Origin of the sequence: Euzebya tangerina, assembly GCF_003074135.1 — a bacterium.
GTDB lineage: Bacteria > Actinomycetota > Nitriliruptoria > Euzebyales > Euzebyaceae > Euzebya > Euzebya tangerina.
In genome coordinates this window covers 1,109,637-1,129,141 of record NZ_PPDK01000001.1, presented here as the reverse complement: position 1 = coordinate 1,129,141, position 19,505 = coordinate 1,109,637, and the positions used below count along the sequence as shown (strand labels likewise).

The following is a 19,505-nucleotide window of genomic DNA, read 5'->3' as shown; positions in this document are numbered from 1 at the left end:
GGGACGGGCTTGGGAACCGAGATCGGGCGCACGTACGCTCTGCGACATGACCATCACCTGGCTCCCCCGCACCGGCTTCGATGAGCAGCACGACATGTTCCGCCAGACCGTCCGGACGTTCTGCGAGCGAGAGGTGGCGCCCCACAACGAGCAGTGGGCCGCCGACGGTCAGGTGTCCCGCGAGGTGTGGCTGAAGGCTGGCGAGACCGGGCTGCTGTGCATGGCGGTTCCAGAGGAGTACGGCGGGGTCGGGGTCGAGGACTTCCGGTACAACGCCATCGTCAACGAGGAACTGATCCGCGTTGGCGCCAGTGGTCCCGGCTTCAGCGTGCACACCGACATCAACCTGCCCTACTTCCTGGAGTACACCACCGACGTCCAGAAGAAGACCTACCTGCCGAAGATGGTCACCGGCGAGTGCATCACCGCCATTGCGATGTCAGAGCCCGGGACCGGCTCGGACCTCTCCGGCATCCAGACCCGTGCGGTCCGCGACGGCGACGAGTACGTGGTGAACGGCTCGAAGATCTTCATCTCCAACGGGCAGATGGCCGACGTGGTCATCACCGTCGTCCGCACGGGAGAGGACCCCCACAAGGGCCTGTCGTTGCTGCTGATCGACGCGGACACTCCCGGCTTCCAGCGCGGCCGGAACCTTGACAAGATGGGCATGAAGGCCCAGGACACCTCCGAGCTGTTCTTCGACGACTGCCGGGTACCCGCTGAGAACCTGCTCGGCGAGGAGGGGGCGGGATTTGCGTACCTGGTCGGCAACCTGCCGCAGGAGCGCCTCTCCATCGCCACCAGCGCCGTCGCAGCAGCCGAGGCGGCGTTCGAGGAGACGCACGCGTACATCACCACCAGGACCGCGTTCAACCGGGCGATCGGCTCGTTCCAGAACAGCCGCTTCGTGATGGCCGAGCTGCGGACCGAGATCGAGCTCGCGCGGACGTTCATCGACCGCTGCCTCGACGAGCACGCCGCGGGAGCGCTGTCGATCGAACACGCTGCCATGGCCAAGTGGTGGACGACGGAGATGCAGCTGAAGGTCATCGACCGGTGTCTCCAGCTGCACGGCGGGTACGGCTTCATGACCGAGTACCCGATCTCGCGGGCTTACGTCGACTCCCGCGCCCAGACGATCTACGGCGGCACGACGGAGATCATGAAGGAGATCGTGGGCCGCTCGATGGGGCTGTAGAGCGACGAGGCGAAGACCTCAGGCGGCGGTGATGCGCTCGGCGCCCATGTAGCCGTGCAGGACCTCGGGGAGGAGCACGGACCCGTCGGCCTGCTGATGGGTCTCGAGCACCGCGATGATGGTGCGGCCGACCGCACAGGCGGTGCCGTTCAGGGTGTGGACCGTCCTCGTGCCCTCCTCGACGCGGTACCGCGCCTGCAGGCGCCGGGCCTGATAGTCGGTGCAGTTGGACGCACTGGTCAGCTCGCGATAGCGGCCCTGTCCGGGCAGCCACACCTCGTGGTCGAACTTGCGCTGGGCTGAGTCGCCGAGGTCGCCGACGGGGATGTCGACCACCCGGCCGTGCAGTTCGAGCCCCTGGAGGATCTCGGTCTGGATGCCACGGATCCGCGCGTGCTCGGCTTCGGACTGCTCTGGCGTGGTCCAGCTGAACATCTCGACCTTGTCGAACTGGTGCACTCGGAAGATGCCGGCGGTGTCCTTGCCGTACGTGCCGGCCTCGCGGCGGAAGCAGGTGGAGAAGCCGCCGTAACGCAGCGGCAGGTCCGCGGCCTCGAAGATCTCATCGGCGTGCATCCCCGCCAACGGCACCTCCGACGTGCCCACGAGGTATAGATCGTCCTGCGGGACCTGGTAGATCTGCTCGGCGCTGCCTGGCAGGAAGGCGGTCCCGAAGAGGGCCTCCTCACGGGTCAGCGAGGGCAGGATGACCGGCTTGTGGCCGTGGCCGGCGATGACGTCGAGGGCGTATCGGACGAGCGCGAACTCGAGGAACACGGCGTCGCCGAGCAGGAACGCGAACCGGCTGCCCGACACCTTGACCGCCCGCTCGACGTCGAGGATGCCCAACCGCTCGCCCAGCGCGACGTGGTCCTTCGCGTCGAAGTCGAACGTCGGCTTGGTGCCGAACTGGCTCAGCTCGACGGCATCGTCGTCATCATCGCCGTCGGGCGCCGCCGGATGAGGGAGGTTCGGGATGGCCAGCAGCATCGCCTGCTGCTGCGCTTCGATGGCCTTCTCCTGCTCCTCGAGCGCGTCGATGCGGGCGCTGAAGGTGCCGGACTCCTCGATCAGGGCGGGCCGGTCCTCGGGGCCGGCCTGACCGATCTTGCGGCCGAACTGCTTCTGCTCGGCGCGCAGCTCCTGGGCCTGGGTCATCAGGGCGCGCCGCTGTGCATCGAAGCCGAGGAGTTCGGTGATCATGTCCTCGGTGATGCCCCGACGGGCGAGGGGACCGCGGAAGTCGTCGGGGTTCTTGCGCAGGGCCTTGAGGTCGATCATGGTCGCTGCCCCACCTGGATCTGCGAGTCCCCATCCACGATCAGGGTCCGGATCGGCCAGGGAATCGTCAGGCCAGCCTCGTCCACCGCCCGCTTGGCGGCCGAGAGGACCCGGTCCCGGACGACGACGACAGTCGCGATGTCCGGCGCCGTCCAGTAGCGCAGCTCGAAGTTCACGCTGGAGTCACCCAACTCGCTCAGCAGGGCCTGCGGGGCCGGATCCTCCATGACCCCATCGACCGATCTCAAGGCCTCCAGCAGCACCTCTCGCGCCTGGTCCTGGTCATCGCGGTAGTCCACGCCGATCCCCACCGTGGTCCGTCGCTTCCCCCGCCGGGTGAGGTTGATGATCGGGGTGCCGTACACGTCGGAGTTGGGCACCAGGTTCAGGGTGCCGTCGTAGGCCACCAGCCGGGTGACGCGGAAGTCGATCTCCTTGACCGTGCCCTCGTAGTCGCCGCTGATGATCTGATCACCGATCTTGAAGGGCTGCCTGATCAGCAGGATCACACCCGCGACGAAGTTCTCCAGGATCCCCTGAACGGCCAGCCCGACGACGAACCCGAGGACCGCCAGGGCGCCGAGCACCGCCCCCACCCGGACTCCGGTGATGGAGAGGGCGAACAGCAGCGCACCGAAGATCAAGCCGGTCCGGACGATGCGGTGGAGGAGGCCGGCCACGGTGGGCTCGACGCCCGCTCGGGAGATGCCACGTCGGAAGGTCCGCGCCACGGTCAACACGATCACCAGGAGGATCGCGAAGATCACCAGGCCGATCAGGATGATCGGCAGGCTGAGCAGCAGGCCGGTCCACAGCTCTCCGACCTTCGTCACGACGACGTCGACGGCCTCTTCGAGGTTGGTCGGGGCCTGGTCGATGTCGACGGCGCCCTCCAGGTCGACGGACGGCCCTTCGGACTGGGCGAGAAGGATGTTCATCGCCCGCAAGGCTACAGACAGAGGCCCGCCAGCAGCGGGTAGGGGTTCACCGCCGCGCCACCGCCAGGATGCAGCTCGAAGTGGATGTGTGGCGTCGTGCCACGCGCATTGCCGGTGTCGCCGTTGTGGGCGATCAGCTGGCCCGCCGAGACCCGGTCGCCCTGGGAGGCGACGAAGTCCTGCAGGTGGATGTACCAGTAGTCGTTGCCATCGTCACCGCGCAGGATCAGGAACAGCCCAGCCAGCCCGCCGACGCTGGTGCGGGTGACGGTGCCGGAGGTGATGGCGAACACGTCACCGCCCCTGGTCCCGAAGACGTCGGTGCCCTTGTGGGTCCGTCCACCGGACCGCGGGGCACCCCAGGTGTCGGTGAAGGATCGCGGGTTGTCCTGGGGACAGACCATGCCTCCGCTGCCAGTCGTGGGCGCCGGAGCTGCCGCGACGTCCGGGGCCGGCTCCCCTGAGCTGTCCGAACCCTCCGACCCACCGTCTGACCCACCGTCCGCTGCGCCATCGGGGGCCTCCACGACGTCTGGCCCGTCGCCGTCGTCGGCAGCGGCGAACTCCCGAGACGCAGCAGCGGCCGCGGCGGCCGCGGCCTCCTCCGCCCGGCGAGCCGCCTCCTCCGCCGCGGCGATGGCTGCCTGACGCTCAGCCTCGACCGCCTGATCGACGGCAGCCGCTGCCTGGTCGGCCTCGTTGGCTCGCGCGCGAGCATTCGCCTCGGCAGCGGCCAGCTCTTCCGCGACGTCATCGGCCACACCAGCAGCGAGGAAGAGCTGCCGGTCCAGCTCCTGCTGGGTCTCCTCGGCGTCGGCACGCAACTCCGCGAGCTGCTCGTCGACGGCAACCAGCTGCCGCTGACGTCCTTCGAGTGTGGTGGTGACGACCGTGAGCTCTTCGAGGTTGGCGGTCTCGGACCGCGACAAGGCGGTGAGGTAGTGGGACCGGCTGCTGACATCGGCGGCAGCACCCACGTCCAGGGCCAGCACCAGATCCTCGGCGGCGCCCTGCATGTACAGCTGGCGGATCTGGCCGGCCAGTGAGGCGCGGACCTCCTCGGCCTCTTCGGTCAGCTCCGCAACATCGGCGCGGAGGGCGGTCTGCTCTGCGGTGACGGCATCGACACGGGTGAGGATCGCGTCGACGGCGGCCGTGGCTGCCGTGAGTTCCTCGGCGACCGCATCGCGTTGCTCCTCGGCCTCCTCCAGGTCGGCTTCGACACCGGCCTGGGCGTCGCGTGCCTCCTCTGCGGCCCGCTCGGCCTCTTCCTGCTCAGCACGAAGATCGTCCACCGACTGCGCATGGGCCGGCCCGCCGACGACCAGTGGCAACAGAGCAAACGACAGGACAAGACTGACGAGTGCAGCGAGCAGCCGGGGAAGTCGGCGCCGGATGGCACCAGAACTCTCGCGCATGTAGGGCTACATCGTGCCCGTATCCGCAGGTCAGAGCAACTGGTCTGATCGGCCGGGTGGTTCTTGGGCGCCGCGGCGGCCTCGTCGACCTACTCGATGCGGTCCAGCAGTTGCCGAAACCACAGGCCCGCCCCGGCGTAGGCGTCCTCCGAGTCGGCCAACTCCTTGGCATCCTCCACGCCGTCGGCCCGCGCGTAGCTGCCCAGGATCTTGACCTCGTCGACGTGCCGGTGGACGGAGCGCAGCGCCTCGGCCATCCGCGCCTCGGTGATGTGCCCGTGCGCGTCGATGAACATGCAGTACTCGCCGAGCTTCTGCTTCGTCGGCCGTGACTCGATCTTGACGAGGTTGATGCCGCGAGAGGCGAACTCGTCGAGCACCTGCATCAGCAGGCCCGGGCGGTCCTCGCCCAGGAAGATGACCATCGAGGTCTTGTCGGCTCCGGTCGGGCCGGTCATGCGCCTGCCCAGCGAGACGAAGCGGGTGGTGTTGCCGTCGAAGTCGTGGATGTCAGGGACCAGCACGTCGAGCCCGAAGCGCTCGGCCGCCATCGTGGTGCCGAGTGCCGCGATCGTGCCGTCGCTCTCGGCCGCCTCCTCCGCCGCACGAGCAGTTGACGCGGTGGTTCGCAGGTGGATGTCCGGCAGGTTGGTGTTGAGCCACTCCCGACACTGCGGGATGGCCATGACGTGTGATCGGACCTCCTTCAGGGTGTCCAGTTCCACACCCGGGCGCGCCAGCAGGTTCATCGTGATCGGGACGGTGATCTCGCTGCGGATGTACACCCCGGGGTCGCCGAACGCCAACGTGTCCAGGGTCAGATTGACCGCACCCTCGATGGAGTTCTCGATCGGCACGACCCCGATCTGCACCTCGCCGCTGCGGACCACGTCCACCACGTCCGGGATCGTCGTCAGCGGCAGACGGGAGCGGTCAGGCGCTGCTGCGCTGGCGGCGAGCGCGGTGAAGGTGCCCTCCGGACCCAGGAAGGCCACGGGCGTGTCCGGCAGCCTCACGCCTCGGCCTGCTCCGTCTGAGCAGCCTGGCTTGCCTGATCGGCGGGCATTCCCGTCGACGGCAGCGCGTCTGCCGGTGGCAGCGGCTCACCGGCTGCGGGTTCTGCCGCTGGGCGTGGGCGGTCCGCGGGGTTGAAGTCGGTCGGCACCACCGACTGGCGCCGCCGCGGAGTGAGGCCAGCGCCCTGCAGGGCGGGTTGCTCGACTGCGGCCTCCTCCGGCACATCCCGCTCGAGTGGATCGTCCGGCCCGGGCGTAGCGGATCGCCGGGGCGGGCCAGCGTGCTCACCGACCTCGGACGCGGCTGCCACCTGCTCCGGGGCGGGCGGGGCGCCGACGGCCGCAGCGGGCACCTCATCAGCCTGCTCGCCCTCCAACAAGTGCTCGTCGGGAATCGGCAAGGCCGCTGCCACCTCCGCGGCACGCCTCGCGCCACCGTCCATGGCCTGGGCGATCGCCTGGACCTCCTCCTCGCTGAGGTTGTGGCTGGAGGAGCCACCGGTGACCGGCTTGGCGTAGGTCCGGGTCTGGACCCGACCGTTCATGGCGGTGATGACACTGCCGTCACCGTGTTCGTCGAGCAGGGCGATGGAGAAGCTCAGACGTCCGCCCATGTCGTCGAAGGCGTCGTAGCGGACCGTCCCGATGCGGCTGAGGGATCGGCTGAGGACACCGCGCAACTGCCGCGCGTAGGCCTGCTGGGAGCGGACCAGCCGCTGCAGGCGCTTCACCTCGTCCATGTGCATCTCGAGCAGCGTCACCACGTCCTCGCGTCGCCCACGGGCGAACCGGCCGTAGGTGCGAGTGACCTTGCGCTGCGCCTGAACAGCCATGATGCCGGCGATCAACGCCGCGCCGGAGAGCAGGATCGAGACCACCAACAGGGTGCCGACGAGTCCGGGACTGAGTTCCATGGTGGCTGGTGAGTCTACGCGGGCCCAACGCGGACGTGGGTCGAACCACCCCCGGTCTACTCGACGTCGACGAAGTGCTCGACGTGTGGTGGCCCGGCGAAGAACGGACCGATCAGCCGCCGCCACTCAGCGAAGGCCTCGCTGTCCCGGAACGCCTGGTGGGCCTCGACGGATGGCCACTCGATGAGCAGCACGAAGCGCGTCGGCGTCTCCACCCCCTGGGTCATCCGGATGGGCCCGACCCCGTCCGCCGCCGCCACCTGCGCACGGGCTTCGCGGTAGGCGACAGTGAAATCAGCCTGTGCACCCGGCGTGACGTCGATCAGCGCAACCTCGAGAACCATGCGCGCACAGTACCCCGTCCGAACAGACACCTGACCGATGCGCCGGAAGCACTCAATGTTCTACGTGTACCTGCCGACATCACACTCCGTGACTTCTGCGATCGCTCTGTCCCGCCCGCCGACCGCCGCTCGTGCGCTCGCCTCCCTGTTCCTGGCGGTGTCGCTGCTCGTGACGCTCCTGCCGCCGGTACAGGCCCAGGAGGAGCCGATGACCGTCACCCGCCACGCGGGTGCGTCGCGGACCGAGACCGCGGCACAGGTCTCGCTTCTGGCCTATCCGGAGGGGGCCGACACCGTGGTGATCGCCCGGGCTGACGCCTACGGCGATGCCCTGGCCGGCGCACCGCTGGCGGCCGTGCTCGACGCGCCCGTTCTGCTGTCCAACACCGACGCAATGGACCAGTTCACGGAGGGTGAGATCCAGCGGCTTGCGCCCACCACGGCGGTGGTCCTCGGCGATCTCTCCGATGCCGTCACGGACACGATCGAGGGCCTCGGCGTCACCGTGGAGCGCATCCGCGGCACGGACGCCTGGACCACGTACGCCGCGATCGCCGACGCCGTCGTGGCCGAGTCCGGCACGACCCAGGCCCTGCTGGTCGAGGGCATGCACCCCGACGACGCCCGCGGCTGGCCCGATGCGCTGACGGCCTCCGCGTGGGCCGCAACCGAGCAGATGCCGGTCCTGATGACCGAGGTCGACGCGTTCCCGGCCGCCACCGGTGAGGCCATCACCCGCAACGGGATCACCCAGGTCACCGTCGTGGGTGGCGAGGCAGCCGTGAGTGCTGACGTCGCCGCCGAAGCCGACGAGCTGACCAGCGAGGAGATTGATCGCGTGGCCGGGGACGGCCGCTACGACACCGGCGTCGCCGTTGCCCGTGAAGGCCTGGACGAGTTCGGCTACACCTCGCGCATCTGGGTCGCGTCGGGACGCAGCTGGCCGGATGCCCTGGTCGCCGGGCCCGCCGTCGCCAAGATGGGCGGGGTCCTGGTGCTGACCGACCCAGCATCCATGGAGCACTCCCCTGCCACCTTGACCTTCATCAACGGGCAGCGCGGTTGGGCCGCCAACGCCCACCTGGTCGGCGGCACGGCCGTCATCTCCGAGGACGTTGCCGCGACGGTCGAGACCGGTGAACTGCCCGGCGCCGAGTCCGAGGAGACCGACCCCGGCGCCACACCCGTCGCCAGCCTGGACCGCCCGCCAGCTGTCCCCGCCCGCAACACCGCACCACCGATCAGCGCCGCGACCCCGTGGTCGGATCCCGCGACCTGGGGCGGCACCGTCCCGGCAGCCGGCGACGTCGTCACCATCCCACGCGACCGGGCCGTCCTCCTCGACGTCGACCCACCCGCCCTCGAGGGGATCCAGATCGACGGGTTGCTGGTCGCCGACGACATCGACATGACGATCGAGGTCGAGTGGATCACGGTCACCGGCCGTCTGGCGCTCGGCACCGAGGAGGCGCCGCTGACCAGCGACGTCACCGTGATCCTCGATCCCCAGCCCGGCGATGACATCCTGGGCGCCGGCGAGGGCCCGATCGCCGTCCAAGGTGGGACCCTGGACATCCACGGACAGTCGCCGACCCACACCTGGACCCGTCTGGCGGCGACGGCAGGGGCCGGAACCACCCAGATCCAACTGGAGGAGGCGCCCGGCTGGAGCGTGGGCGACCGGATCGTCATCGCCGCCACCAGCCTCAACTTCGAGGAGGCCGAGGAGCGGATCGTCACCGCCATCGACGGCACCACCGTCACGCTCGACCGGCCGCTGGAGCACATCCACTGGGGTCAGGCCGAGCAGGTCGGCGGAGAGACCGTCGAGCAGTTCGCCGAGGTCGGTTCGCTGTCGCGCAACATCGTGGTCACGTCCACGCCCGAGGCCCGTGAGCAGCAACGCGGCGGTCACGTGCAGATCTTCCACGGCTCCGTCGGCCGCATCAGCGGTGCGGAGTTCACCGGCCTGGGTCAGGTGGGCGAACTGGCCCGCTACCCCATCCACTTCCACATGATGGACAGCGCAAGCGGCTCCTACATCCACGGCGCCGCGGTGCACCACAGCTTCAACCGCTGCGTGACGGTCCACGGCACCCACCACGTCGACCTGCAGGAGACCATCGGCTACGACACGATCGGCCACTGCTTCTTCTTCGAGGACGGGGTCGAGACCGGCAACACCTTCCACTGCAACCTGGGCCTGACGACCCGTGCGCCGGAGGAGGGCCTGGCCCTGCTCGAGTCCGACCTCACCCCGGCCACCTACTGGATCTCCAACCCCTCCAACCACTTCACTGAGAACGTCGCTGCGGGCTCGGAGTCGGCAGGCTTCTGGTACGACCTGCCCGAGGCGCCGACCGGGGACAGCGAGGGCGTCGAGCTCGACATCCGCTCGCTGCCCTTCGGCACCTTCGACGGCAACGTCGCCCACTCGAGCGACGACGACGGCTTCAAGAACGGCGTCGGCATCTTCGTCGAGGACTACTTCCCGCCGGAGCCCGCCATCATGACGGGCAACACCTCCTACAAGAACGGGAGCTTCGGCGCGTGGATCGAAGGCACCGAACTGCACGACACCATGCTGTCGGGCAACGGGATCGGCTTCCTCGGCCTGCGTGCGGCCCTGCGCGACTCGACGGTCGTCGGCAGCACCCTGAACGACTCGGGTGACGTGCCGTGGCGTCTGACCGGCGTCGGCTTCTACCACCAGCGCAGCGAGATCAGCGACGTCCAGTTCATCAACTTCGGGCAGCGCCCGCGGGACTGGATGCGCCAGGGCCTCGCGATGGAGTTCATCGCCAACGACCGCAACGAGATCTCCGTGGTGACCGGTGCGTCGTTCCTGAACGCCAACCGCCTCCAGATCACCAGACCGGACGACCCCGAGGACGGCCCGGACAATCGTTCAGCCGCGATCCGGGATGCCGACGGCTCGATCTCCGGCGCACCCGCGGTGCTCGCAAGCAACCACCCGCTGGTCTACGAGCCGAGCTGCACCTGGCGGGAGGAGTTCGGCGCCCACGCCTGCGCGCCGCAGAACCGGCTGGCCTGGCTGAAGATCGTCGACATGAACGGCGGGATAAGCGGTGCGACGCTGACGCGCAGCGATGGCTTCTCCGCAGCGTTCGGTGATCCTGATCCTGGCGAGACAGCGGAGGGCGACGTCCTGATGGACCGCGCCTATGCGGTGTCCTCCGCGACGCCGCACAGCGGCCACCTGGAGATCATCCTGTCCGGTCGGGAGGAGGGCTTCGTGGACCTCGAGATCCCCTGGCCGCACGCTGAGGCGCACGCCTACGACGGCTGGGGCCGGTGGCACGAGATCTCAGCGGACGCGAACTTCAGCTTCGACGGCTCCGTCATCCGGCTGCGGCACAACCTGGACGACTTCGAGGAAGACGGTCGCTACCAGCGCATCGAGGTGTGTGCGGCGGAGTTCTGCGGCAACGACGGCCCAGGGGGCTGAGCTCGCGCAGCCGGCCGAGAATCCCACCGGCTCGGAGGCCGGCGACTCGGCGCGAGCGACCAAGAAGCACGGCCCAGGGGGCTGAACTCGCGCTAGCTCCCAGCCTCGAGGATCAATTCGAGGGCGATCGAGCCACCGAACACCGCGATGCCGATCAGGGCAACCCCGGTCCCGATGACGGCGACCTGGCGCCCGAACCGGCCGCGCATGGGCCCGATGTAGAGGCCGGCGACGCCGCTGATGAGGCCGGTCACGGCCATAAACGGCAGGTTGCTGGGCTGGACGCCGTCGACGGGAACGAGCACCCCCCGGATGGCACCGACCCCCAGAGCCAGCGCCAGGACACCGAGGGCTGCGGCCACGATGTCCTTGATGGTGTTGTTCTCCACGCCCGCTCACCTGCTTGTGTCGACACCCGGACCCCGGCAGCCGTCCGCGCCAAACGCAATGTAGTCGAAGTGGCACCCAGCCACCGACAACGAGGCCAACTCAACTGACCTGGTTGGCCCGGGTCTGGCAGGCTGGACGCGTGCCCCCAGCCCCTGCCCCAGCCCGGTTTGCCTTCGTCGCCTCCAGCAGCTCGTCGGCGCAGACCGCCCGTCGTCAGCTGACGGATCGATACGGCAATCACGACCCGGACGAGGCCGATGTGATCATCCCGCTGGGTGGGGACGGGTTCATGCTCGAGTCCATGCACCGCTACATGGGCCTGGGCACACCGATGTTCGGGATGAACCGGGGCACGATCGGCTTCCTGATGAACGCCTACGACGCGGATTCGCTGCCCGAGCGTGTCGCGCAGGCTCATCTGCAGCCCCTGCGACCCCTGAAGATGACGGCTGAGTCCGAGGGCGGGGCCCGCTTGGAGGCCGTCGCGTTCAACGAGGTCTCGATGCTGCGGCAGGAGCGCCAGGCGGCGAAGCTTCGCATCCTGATCAACGGCCGCGAGCGGATGGATGAGCTCATCTGCGACGGGATCATCGTCGCGACGGCTGCCGGGTCGACGGCCTACAACCTGTCGGCCAACGGTCCGATCATCCCGATCGGCTCGCCGATGCTGGCCCTGACCCCGATCAGTCCGTTCCGCCCGCGACGCTGGCGCGGCGCCCTGTTGCCTGCCGCCGCCCACATCCGTGTCGAGGTGATCGAGCGGTGGAAGCGACCGGTGAGCGCCGTGGCCGACCACAACGAAGCCCGCAACGTGATCAGCGTGGAGATCGCCGAGGACCCCGAGGCCGAGGTCCGGATGCTGTTCGACGCCGACCACAACCTCGAGGAGCGCATCCTCACCGAGCAGTTCAGCTTCGGCTGATCCGCCAGTAACGCTCAACCTCGGTCCGGGGCGTGCCGATCACCGAGGTGATGGCCAGCACGATCGACCCGGTTCGACCTCGTGCCCAGGATGCTGGGCTCGCGTTGGCCTTTCACCATGCGCCCGTCGCCGGAGTGGTCCTGGATGCGGAGGGTCTGATCCTGACCGCGAACATCGCGGCCGAGGACATCCTCGGCGACAGCGCCGGAAGCCTCGAGGGGCAACGGTTCTCGGACCTGGTCAACGCCGACTCACGGGTCGTCGTGCAAGCGGCGCTGGGGGACGCCGTTCACGCCACAGCACCCACGATCCGCCGTCGTGACGTTGCGCTGTGGCCCGGTGTGACCGATGTCGCGACCATGCATGCCGGCCGCGTCCCGGACGGGACCGTCGTGGTCCAACTCACGGACCCGGCGGAGTCAGCCTCCGGCGCGACGTACCCCCAGCAGCGGGCCTTCCGGACGGCGCTGCTGGAGCTGAGCGAACTCTCCCACTCGCTGATCGATGACGACGCCTTCTTCGACGCGCTGATCGACCGTGCCGTCGCCGTCGTTCCGGGCGCCCAGGCGGGCAGCATCCTGCTCAACAAGGAGGGGACCGACGAGTACCACTTCGTGGCAGCCCGCGGCTTCGACCTCGCGGGACTCCAGCAGCGCTGCCTCTACGAGAACATGATGTTCCGTGACGTCGACACGCCCGAAGCTGCGATCAACCGATCGGTCTCGGAGATGCCCCTCCCGCCCGATCAGGAGACCTGGATGATCGAGGTCGGTCGGATCCGAGAGATCGAGTCGAACGTCTCGTCGCCGGTGTTCATCGGCGGTGAGCCGCGGGCCTTCCTCAGCCTCGACAACTTCGATGACCGTGACGCCTTCGACGCGACCAGTGTCGAGATGACCACCGTACTCGGCCGACTGATCGCCGACCTGGTGCGACGTCGTGAGCTGGAGTCAGCCCTCCTGCAGGAGCGTGAGGCCTACCGGCAGTTGGCGATGCACGACGGTCTCACCGGCATCGCGAACCGACGACAGCTCGAGGCCTCGCTGGCCGAGGCGGTGGCGGCCGCCGCTGCCGATGGCGCCGGCGTGGCCGTCCTCTTCATCGACATCGACGACTTCAAGCCGATCAACGACCAACTCGGTCACGACGTGGGTGATGAGGTCATCCGTGCCGTGGCCACGGGCCTGCAACGCCTCACCCGTGCCGGTGACATCGTGGGCCGGTGGGGCGGGGACGAGTTCATGCTGATCATCCCGGGCATCGCCTCCGGCGTCGACGTGCGGGCCGTGGCGGATCGGATCCTCGAGGCCTTCGACGGCGACCTGGTCGCATCACTGGTGCGGTCGGCCGGCATCGACGAGGAGATCTGCTGCCGCCTGTCGATCGGTGCGGCCTGGAGCACCGATGCCGAGGTCAGACCGCAGGACTTGGTCCGCGGCTCCGACCAGGCCCTGTACGCCGCGAAGCTGGCCGGCAAGTTCACGGCTCGGATCCTGCAGGTCTGAACGTCCTCCGCCCGACGGCAGAGCACTACCGGCCCTGGAAGGTCTCCTTGTGGCCGGTGGCGTCCACGGCAGCGCCGATCCGCTCGAGCGCGAGGGCGTAGGCGGTCACACGCAACGACATGTTGTGCCCCCCGCCTGAGCGCTCCCACACGCCCATGGCCTGCTCCACCATGCGGTCCTGCAGTCGGTCGCGGACCTGCTGGGCCGTCCAGGCGTAGCCCTGCCGGTTCTGGACCCACTCGAAGTAGGACACGGTGACGCCGCCGGCGTTGGCCAGCACGTCGGGGATGACGGTGATCCCGCGCTGGTAGAGGGCCTCGTCGGCTTCGGGGGTGATCGGGCCGTTGGCCAACTCCACGATCATGCGGGCCTTCACGTCAGCGGCGTTGTCCTCGGTGATGGCGTTCTCGAGCGCCGCCGGGACGAGCAGGTCGACGTCGAGCGCCAGCAACTCCTCGTTGGTGATGACCTTGTGGTCCACGGTCTCGCAGACGCTGCCCTCGCAGTAGACACCCCTCAGTGCCCGCGACTCGCGCTTGACCTTGGCGACTGACGGGATGTGCAGACCCTCGGGGGCGTGGATCCCACCCTTGGAGTCGCTGACGGCCACAACGGTCCAGCCGGCGTCGTGGAGCAACTCGGCCATGGTCATGCCGGCGTTGCCGAACCCCTGGACGGCGGCCGTCCGCGGCCCGGACGCGTCACCCAGGATCTTCGGGGCGAGCGTCTGCGTGATGAAGAAGCCGCCGTCTGCCGTCGCGGTGTCCCGGCCCAGGGAGCCACCCAGGCTGAGCGGCTTCCCGGTGATCACCGCTGGCGTCTTGGCCCGCTTGATGATGGCGTACTCGTCCATCATCCAGCCCATGATCATCGCGTTGGTGTAGACGTCGGGTGCCGGGATGTCGATGTCAGGGCCGATCGCGTCGGCGATCCCATCGATGAAGCCGCGGCTGAGGCGCTCGAGTTCAGCCATGGAGAGGTCCTTGGGCTGGACGGTCACGCCACCCTTCCCGCCGCCGTAGGGGATGTCGACGACCGCACACTTGATCGTCATCCAGAACGCCAGCGTCTGGACCTCCTCGATCGTGACGTCCGGGTGGAAGCGGATGCCACCCTTCGCAGGACCACGGGCGTCGTTGTACCGGACCCGGTACCCGCGGAAGGTGCGGAGCGACCCGTCATCCATGCGGACCGGGATCGAGACAGCCAGGGCACTCTGCGGGTGCTTGAGACGCTCGACCGTGTCCTCCGAGACGGAGGCGTACGTCAGCGCCTCGTCGATGATGCCGGTTGCGCCCTCGAACAGGTCAGTCATGGTCAGCCGGCCGCCTGGTTGATCTGGTGGTGGGACTCGTAGGTCACGACCCGCTTGCCGAACGCCACGCGTGTGCCGGGGACGATCTTCTCCTCGACGTCTGCGACCAGTCGCTTCCACTGCTGGGCGCCCCGCGGCAGCACGTAGGTGCCGTTGGCCGACCCGCGGTCGACGACGAAGACGTCCCAGTCCTGCAGACGGATCTCCGCGTGAACGCGTGACAGGGACCGTTCGGTGTCCTGCAGCTTGAGGGGACGCGCATCGTCCCCGTCGACCAGCGGGTCACGTTCCGGCTCGCGACCGACGACGTAGTTGGCGTTGAGGGTGAAGGTCGACCCGTCGTCGGCGACGACCACCCCGAGCGGTGGGCGGGGCCGCTCGACCAGCACGTGGGTGCGGTGCAGCATCGCCACACCGGTCACCGCGCAGTACAGGGCGTCAGGGTGGTTGAAGTACCCCGCCGGAGACATCACCCCGTGGACCAACGGCGCGTCGCTGTCCTCGGTCTCCTCCTTCGGCGTGTCGACGGTGAGGACCGGGAGGGCCTCGCGCTTGCCGTCGATGCCGATGTCAGCCAGCGGGACGGACTCGAAGGCGACGTCCGCATCAGGCATCGCCTCCGGCTCCGGTGTCCCCTCGATCGGGGCGGGCTCGGCCGCCTCACGACTTGGGGCCTGGATCAAGGTCGGCGGCTCGTCCTCCTCCTCGTGCTGCGGAGCGTTGTCCGCAGGGTCGGCGGCGGCGGGATCCGTGAGCGATCGGGGGATGTCCTGTGATGCCGGAGTCGCCTCGAAGACGCCCTGCTGCTCAGGGTTGTCCGTGGGCGTCGGTGCCTGCGCGAAGCCACTCGGGAGCGGCGGCGGTGCGGCCGGCGTCTGGACGGCTGGTGTCTGCTCGGCGAGGCCGGGGGCGGGCGGGGCCGGTGCGGGACCGGCGGTGAAGATCCCACCCGACGGCTCGTCCGGGGGTGGGGTGGCCGGCGGAGGCTGTCGGCCTGGTAGACCGGGGTCCGCGTCGACCGGCGGGGCCTCCGGCATGCTCGTGATGGTCTCGTCCTGCGCCGAGTCGATGGTCGTCTGCTGCCCCGCCGCGGGCTCGTCGGCCGAGGGCTCCGCACCCGCGTCCGCGGGGACGTCGGCAGCCGTGTCAGCTTCGGCCTGCGGCATCGACGGTGCCGTGCTGGTCTCGGCTGGCTCGTCAGCCGTCTCCTCCATCGCCGCGGCTGGCTGCGCGGCCGGCACCGCCATCTGGGCTGCGGGCGCGGCCGGGCGTGCGCCGGGCACCGCATCGCGCGGCACGATCGTGGCGCCGGCACCCGGGACCACCCCGCTGTCCAGCCGGAAGCGGCTGTCGACCTCGGGAGGGGTGCTGCCGTCGGCCAGCAAGGACATCGCGTCGAACTCGCCATCCACGATGCGGTCGACCCAGGTGGAGGCGTCGTAGCCCGAAACCACCTCGGTCTCGCCGGCGGAGGTCAGGTGCAGCGCCACCCCCTGATGGAGGATGACGGCCCAGCCACGCTCGTTCGGCGCGCAGGCACCGAAGGGCGGCAGGGCATCGGGATCGCTCTGGCTGAGCAGGCCGACCAGCTTCCGCGCCATCATGCGTCCGGGAGTTGCCTCGTCGGTGCAGGCCTCCTCGAAGGCAGCGACGAGCTGCTCGCGCACCTCGTCGGCCCCGCCAGGCAACATCACCATCAGGCCGACGCCGCGACGGGCCACCACACCGTCGCCGGGAACAAGAGCTACGTGGACGTCTTCGCTGCTCATCGGCCAATGCCCTCCACGATCGTCTGCAGGTCATCCGCCAACTCCAGAGCCGTGCCGTAGCGCTCCATGCGGTCCTGGTCCAGGCACCGGGCCAGCACCTCGCGAATCGGCGGCGGGATGCCGTCATCGGCAATCCGGGGGGAGGCGGTCATGATGTGACGGAGCACCGCGATGAGACTGGAGTCCGGGAGGTCCGCGAACACCCCGAGCCCGGTCAGACCCCAGTGGAGGCAGGCCCCCAGCGACCAGATGTCCGAGGCGCGGGCGCTCTTCTCACCGCGGACCAGACCCGGCTCCATCGTCTCGAGGGAGGAGACGCCCAGCCCGGTCACGGTCTGGCCCGGGGAGACGACGTGAGCCAGACCCAGGTCGGACAGGACGCCGTGCTCGGTGTCGGCGAGCAGGATGTTGGTCGGCTTGATCTCGCGGTGCACGACGCCGGCCTCGTGGAGCGCGTGGGCGCCACGGGCGGCGGATGCAACGAGCTGCACGACCTGCTTCTTGGTCAGACCACGTGCGCGGGCGGCCAATGACCCCTCGGGGTAGTAGGCCATCGAGATGAAGAGGCGCTCGCCGTGCCGACCGACGTCGAACATGTTGGCGAGCTCATCAGATTGGTTGGCAGCGGCCGCGTAGACCTGGACCTCTTCGACGACTCGCTGGTACTCGGCGTAGTCCGTCGACCGGTCGAAGACCTTGAGCGCGACCAGTTCCGTGCCCATCCCCAGTCGCTCGGGCGGGAACGCCTTGTGGACCTGCCCATGACTGCCGTTGCCCAGTGGTTCCAGCACCCGGTAGTCAGCGATTCGCGTCATCGTGGTTCCTGTCATACCTGTCCAACTGTGCCTTCTACTGTGTCACCGGGACCTTACACAAAGCGACCTCCTTCGAAGCGCCACTTGAGGAACAGGATCCGGTGCGGGCCGTTGATCCAGGTCCAGGTGACGAGGACGGTCGAGATGTAGTGAAGCAGGAAAGCGGCCGTTGGCACACCACCCCCGGTGGTCAGGCCTCCCCACCGCGGGTTGACGAGGAAGAAGATGAGGATGCCTTCCGGGATGAACTGCAGGAGCCCGTACAGGATCGGCCAGTCCTTCTCCCAGCGGCTCTGCTGGAGGGCGTGCCACAGGAACTCCCAGCCGACGCCGAACAGGGCCGTCCAGAGCAGCACCTGGATGGCGTTCCACAGCACCACCCCGTAGGAGGCGGTCATGGTCGCATCGGCCCCGCGGACCAGCGGCACGAGCAGGACGGTGATGACCACCGTCCAGAGCGGCGCGACGACGAGCAGCAGGAAGAGCTTGGACTGGATTCGTCCGTTCAGTGTGGGAGTCATCGGTGCGGTCCTAGATCTGGGTGTTGTTGGCCCACTTGAGCCACTGGCTGAGGCTGCGGCCCACACCGATCTTCTTGCAGAAGCCGGTCTTGACGAGATCGAGGTAGATCTGCTGAGCGGTGTACTGCAGCCCGAGGAAGGAGTCGACGCCGCCGTAGTACGCCCCCGCGGTCGCCGCGCCTCCGGCGTAGATCTTCCCGGGCTGTGACTGCGCCCCGCGGACCTCGAAGTTGCGCTCGCAGTCCAGCCGGCCCATGACGTTCTCCCCCGCTCCGCCGTGGGTCATCAGGTCGTTCAGCAGCCGGTGGTCCTGGGGCTTGCCGACCAGGCCCGTGCAGTCGATGACGTAGCGGACGGGGAAGTCCTGGGTCGAGCCGTCCTGACCGCTGACCCGGACCATCACACCGTCGCCGTTCTCGCCGGGCTCGACGGTGTCGACCGTCCCGACGTGTTGCCGGTAGAAGCCCTGGGAGAGACCCCGGTCGATCTGCTCGCGCCAGTCCTCACGCCGGGGCGTGTGGGCGCCACCGCCGATGTAGTCGAGGAACTCCTTGCGCTCCTGGCCTTCGAGCTCGAGCAGCTTGAAGCGGTGCTGGCCGCCCCACGAGGCCTTGGTGACGTTGAACCCCTGGTAGGCCCAGCCGTGCCGGACCTCCTGTTGGCCGCCGCCCCACTTCTTGTCGTACTTCGGCTCGGTCCGATAGGTCCGGAACAGGTGGATGATCAGGGTCTGGGCGCCGTTGTGATCCCGGTCGTCCACCAGTCGTTGGAGGATCCGGCTGGCCACGATCCCCGCGCCCCGGACCATCACCACGCCGGGACGGCGCTTCAGGTCGTCGTAGACGTGCTCGTGTGGCTCGTAGGCGTTGACGACGTGGCGGAAGTCCTGGTGGGTTTCGCGGTAGGTCTGCAGGTCCTTGAGGTATCGCAGCGCCGGGTAGCCCACGCTCACGTGCACCCAGGTCGACCGGTACGCGATCCGCTTGGTCCGTGAGGTGCCCTGCGGCGGGGTCAGGATCGTGTAGTACCCGCCGCCCTGGCGACGCCGGACCATCCGCACCTGCCCCTTGTCGACCATCGACGACCAGCGGATCCGGGCTGCTTCTCGGTCCATCGAGGTGAAGACGTCACCTGCCCGGGGGGTGTAGAAGTCCTTGGCGACCGGCTCGACGAACACGTTCAACCAGGGCTTCAGCGACTTGTCAGTCCACCCCTCACGGATGGCGTAGCCGGGGAAGCCCCAGATGTTGTCCGGCGTGGCCGCGGAGTCCGAGCGCAGCCGCTCGTGCTCGGGGATCTGGGAGTTCTTGCACAGGAACTTGTACGTCTGGTACGGCCGGTCGATGTTGGTGAGGACCTTGATCTGCTCCGGTGGCACCCCGGCGACCCGAAGGTAGTCCACCATCACGAAGGAGCCGATCCCACCCCCGACGGAGACGAACGGCACATCGATGATCGGGATCCCGGCATCGACGATCATCTGGTCGGTCCACCAGTCCGTCTCGATGAGCTGGTCGGTCAGGTCGCCCGGACCCGACCCGGGGGCGGCCCGGCCGCTGCCGGGATTGAACGTGATCGTCTCGTTTGCGTCCACGATGGTCTGCCGTCCTACCTGTTCGTCGTCACTGCCTGCCTCACCGAGGCTTGTCCCGATGGGGAACGTCTCACCGGTGTGAAAGATACGGGG

Annotated in this window: 16 protein-coding genes; 4 read left to right on the top strand and 12 right to left on the bottom strand. The window is 68.7% G+C overall.

All coding sequences use genetic code 11. The features are described 5' to 3' along the window. Positions 1-46: 46 nt before the first annotated feature. Positions 47-1,201 carry an acyl-CoA dehydrogenase family protein gene (locus C1746_RS05170; RefSeq protein ID WP_116713603.1) on the top strand — a complete coding sequence of 385 codons (1,155 nt, stop codon included), beginning with the start codon at positions 47-49 and terminating at the stop codon, positions 1,199-1,201. 18 nt (positions 1,202-1,219) lie between these two features. On the opposite strand, the gene serS is transcribed toward C1746_RS05170, so the two are convergent. The 6 genes from serS to C1746_RS05140 form a co-directional block, all read right to left on the bottom strand. After that, positions 1,220-2,482, bottom strand: a complete 1,263-nt coding sequence (gene serS, locus C1746_RS05165; protein ID WP_116713602.1) for a serine--tRNA ligase — start codon at positions 2,480-2,482, stop codon at positions 1,220-1,222. Beyond that, positions 2,479-3,420: a mechanosensitive ion channel family protein gene (locus tag C1746_RS05160; RefSeq protein WP_116713601.1), complete on the bottom strand. Its 942-nt coding sequence runs from the start codon at positions 3,418-3,420 to the stop codon at positions 2,479-2,481. Before C1746_RS05160 ends, serS begins: the two co-directional genes overlap by 4 nt. Positions 3,421-3,431: 11 nt before the next feature. Continuing rightward, complete coding sequence (locus C1746_RS05155; RefSeq protein ID WP_162867414.1) at positions 3,432-4,838, bottom strand: M23 family metallopeptidase; 1,407 nt, start codon at positions 4,836-4,838, stop codon at positions 3,432-3,434. 89 nt (positions 4,839-4,927) lie between these two features. Beyond that, positions 4,928-5,854, bottom strand: a complete 927-nt coding sequence (gene pheA / locus C1746_RS05150; protein ID WP_116713599.1) for a prephenate dehydratase — start codon at positions 5,852-5,854, stop codon at positions 4,928-4,930. Beyond that, positions 5,851-6,768: a DUF4446 family protein gene (locus tag C1746_RS05145; RefSeq protein WP_116713598.1), complete on the bottom strand. Its 918-nt coding sequence runs from the start codon at positions 6,766-6,768 to the stop codon at positions 5,851-5,853. Before C1746_RS05145 ends, pheA begins: the two co-directional genes overlap by 4 nt. A gap of 56 nt (positions 6,769-6,824) precedes the next feature. Beyond that, positions 6,825-7,112, bottom strand: coding sequence for an antibiotic biosynthesis monooxygenase family protein (locus tag C1746_RS05140; protein WP_116713597.1), 288 nt, complete (start codon positions 7,110-7,112; stop codon positions 6,825-6,827). Between the two features lie 88 nt (positions 7,113-7,200). On the opposite strand from C1746_RS05140, the gene C1746_RS05135 reads away from it, so the two are divergent. Further along, the gene (locus C1746_RS05135; protein ID WP_162867413.1) at positions 7,201-10,581 is read left to right on the top strand and encodes a cell wall-binding repeat-containing protein; all 3,381 of its coding nucleotides are present in this window, start codon (positions 7,201-7,203) and stop codon (positions 10,579-10,581) included. A gap of 92 nt (positions 10,582-10,673) precedes the next feature. On the opposite strand, the gene C1746_RS05130 is transcribed toward C1746_RS05135, so the two are convergent. Further along, positions 10,674-10,970, bottom strand: coding sequence for a hypothetical protein (locus C1746_RS05130; protein ID WP_116713595.1), 297 nt, complete (start codon positions 10,968-10,970; stop codon positions 10,674-10,676). Between the two features lie 140 nt (positions 10,971-11,110). Here C1746_RS05130 and C1746_RS05125 point away from each other — a divergent pair, with 140 nt between their 5' ends. Beyond that, positions 11,111-11,893: an NAD kinase gene (locus C1746_RS05125; protein WP_116713594.1), complete on the top strand. Its 783-nt coding sequence runs from the start codon at positions 11,111-11,113 to the stop codon at positions 11,891-11,893. A gap of 32 nt (positions 11,894-11,925) precedes the next feature. Beyond that, positions 11,926-13,398, top strand: a complete 1,473-nt coding sequence (locus C1746_RS05120) for a sensor domain-containing diguanylate cyclase (protein ID WP_116713593.1) — start codon at positions 11,926-11,928, stop codon at positions 13,396-13,398. Positions 13,399-13,423: 25 nt separating this feature from the next. Here C1746_RS05120 and C1746_RS05115 read toward each other — a convergent pair whose 3' ends face one another. From C1746_RS05115 to C1746_RS05095, 5 genes are read right to left on the bottom strand one after another with little or no spacing between them, the layout of a single operon-like run. Then, complete coding sequence (locus C1746_RS05115) at positions 13,424-14,713, bottom strand: Glu/Leu/Phe/Val family dehydrogenase (RefSeq protein WP_116713592.1); 1,290 nt, start codon at positions 14,711-14,713, stop codon at positions 13,424-13,426. A 2-nt stretch (positions 14,714-14,715) separates the two neighbouring features. Continuing rightward, positions 14,716-16,482, bottom strand: coding sequence for an FHA domain-containing protein (locus C1746_RS05110; protein ID WP_116713591.1), 1,767 nt, complete (start codon positions 16,480-16,482; stop codon positions 14,716-14,718). Next, on the bottom strand, positions 16,479-17,297 hold the full coding sequence (locus C1746_RS05105) for a serine/threonine-protein kinase (RefSeq protein ID WP_162867412.1): 819 nt from the start codon (positions 17,295-17,297) through the stop codon (positions 16,479-16,481). Before C1746_RS05105 ends, C1746_RS05110 begins: the two co-directional genes overlap by 4 nt. Positions 17,298-17,350: 53 nt before the next feature. After that, positions 17,351-17,818: a hypothetical protein gene (locus C1746_RS05100; RefSeq protein WP_116713589.1), complete on the bottom strand. Its 468-nt coding sequence runs from the start codon at positions 17,816-17,818 to the stop codon at positions 17,351-17,353. Between the two features lie 10 nt (positions 17,819-17,828). Next, on the bottom strand, positions 17,829-19,412 hold the full coding sequence (locus tag C1746_RS05095) for a hypothetical protein (RefSeq protein ID WP_205711720.1): 1,584 nt from the start codon (positions 19,410-19,412) through the stop codon (positions 17,829-17,831). Positions 19,413-19,505: the final 93 nt, after the last annotated feature.

What these genes read in the sequence shown, in the direction of transcription:
- C1746_RS05105 (WP_162867412.1), bottom strand. Translation starts at nt 17,297, where the DNA reads ATGACGCGAATCGCTGACTACCGGGTGCTGGAACCACTGGGCAACGGC.
- serS (WP_116713602.1), bottom strand. Translation starts at nt 2,482, where the DNA reads ATGATCGACCTCAAGGCCCTGCGCAAGAACCCCGACGACTTCCGCGGT.
- C1746_RS05115 (WP_116713592.1), bottom strand. Translation starts at nt 14,713, where the DNA reads ATGACTGACCTGTTCGAGGGCGCAACCGGCATCATCGACGAGGCGCTG.
- C1746_RS05145 (WP_116713598.1), bottom strand. Translation starts at nt 6,768, where the DNA reads ATGGAACTCAGTCCCGGACTCGTCGGCACCCTGTTGGTGGTCTCGATC.
- C1746_RS05160 (WP_116713601.1), bottom strand. Translation starts at nt 3,420, where the DNA reads ATGAACATCCTTCTCGCCCAGTCCGAAGGGCCGTCCGTCGACCTGGAG.
- C1746_RS05170 (WP_116713603.1), top strand. Translation starts at nt 47, where the DNA reads ATGACCATCACCTGGCTCCCCCGCACCGGCTTCGATGAGCAGCACGAC.
- C1746_RS05110 (WP_116713591.1), bottom strand. Translation starts at nt 16,482, where the DNA reads ATGAGCAGCGAAGACGTCCACGTAGCTCTTGTTCCCGGCGACGGTGTG.
- C1746_RS05100 (WP_116713589.1), bottom strand. Translation starts at nt 17,818, where the DNA reads ATGACTCCCACACTGAACGGACGAATCCAGTCCAAGCTCTTCCTGCTG.
- C1746_RS05155 (WP_162867414.1), bottom strand. Translation starts at nt 4,838, where the DNA reads ATGCGCGAGAGTTCTGGTGCCATCCGGCGCCGACTTCCCCGGCTGCTC.
- C1746_RS05140 (WP_116713597.1), bottom strand. Translation starts at nt 7,112, where the DNA reads ATGGTTCTCGAGGTTGCGCTGATCGACGTCACGCCGGGTGCACAGGCT.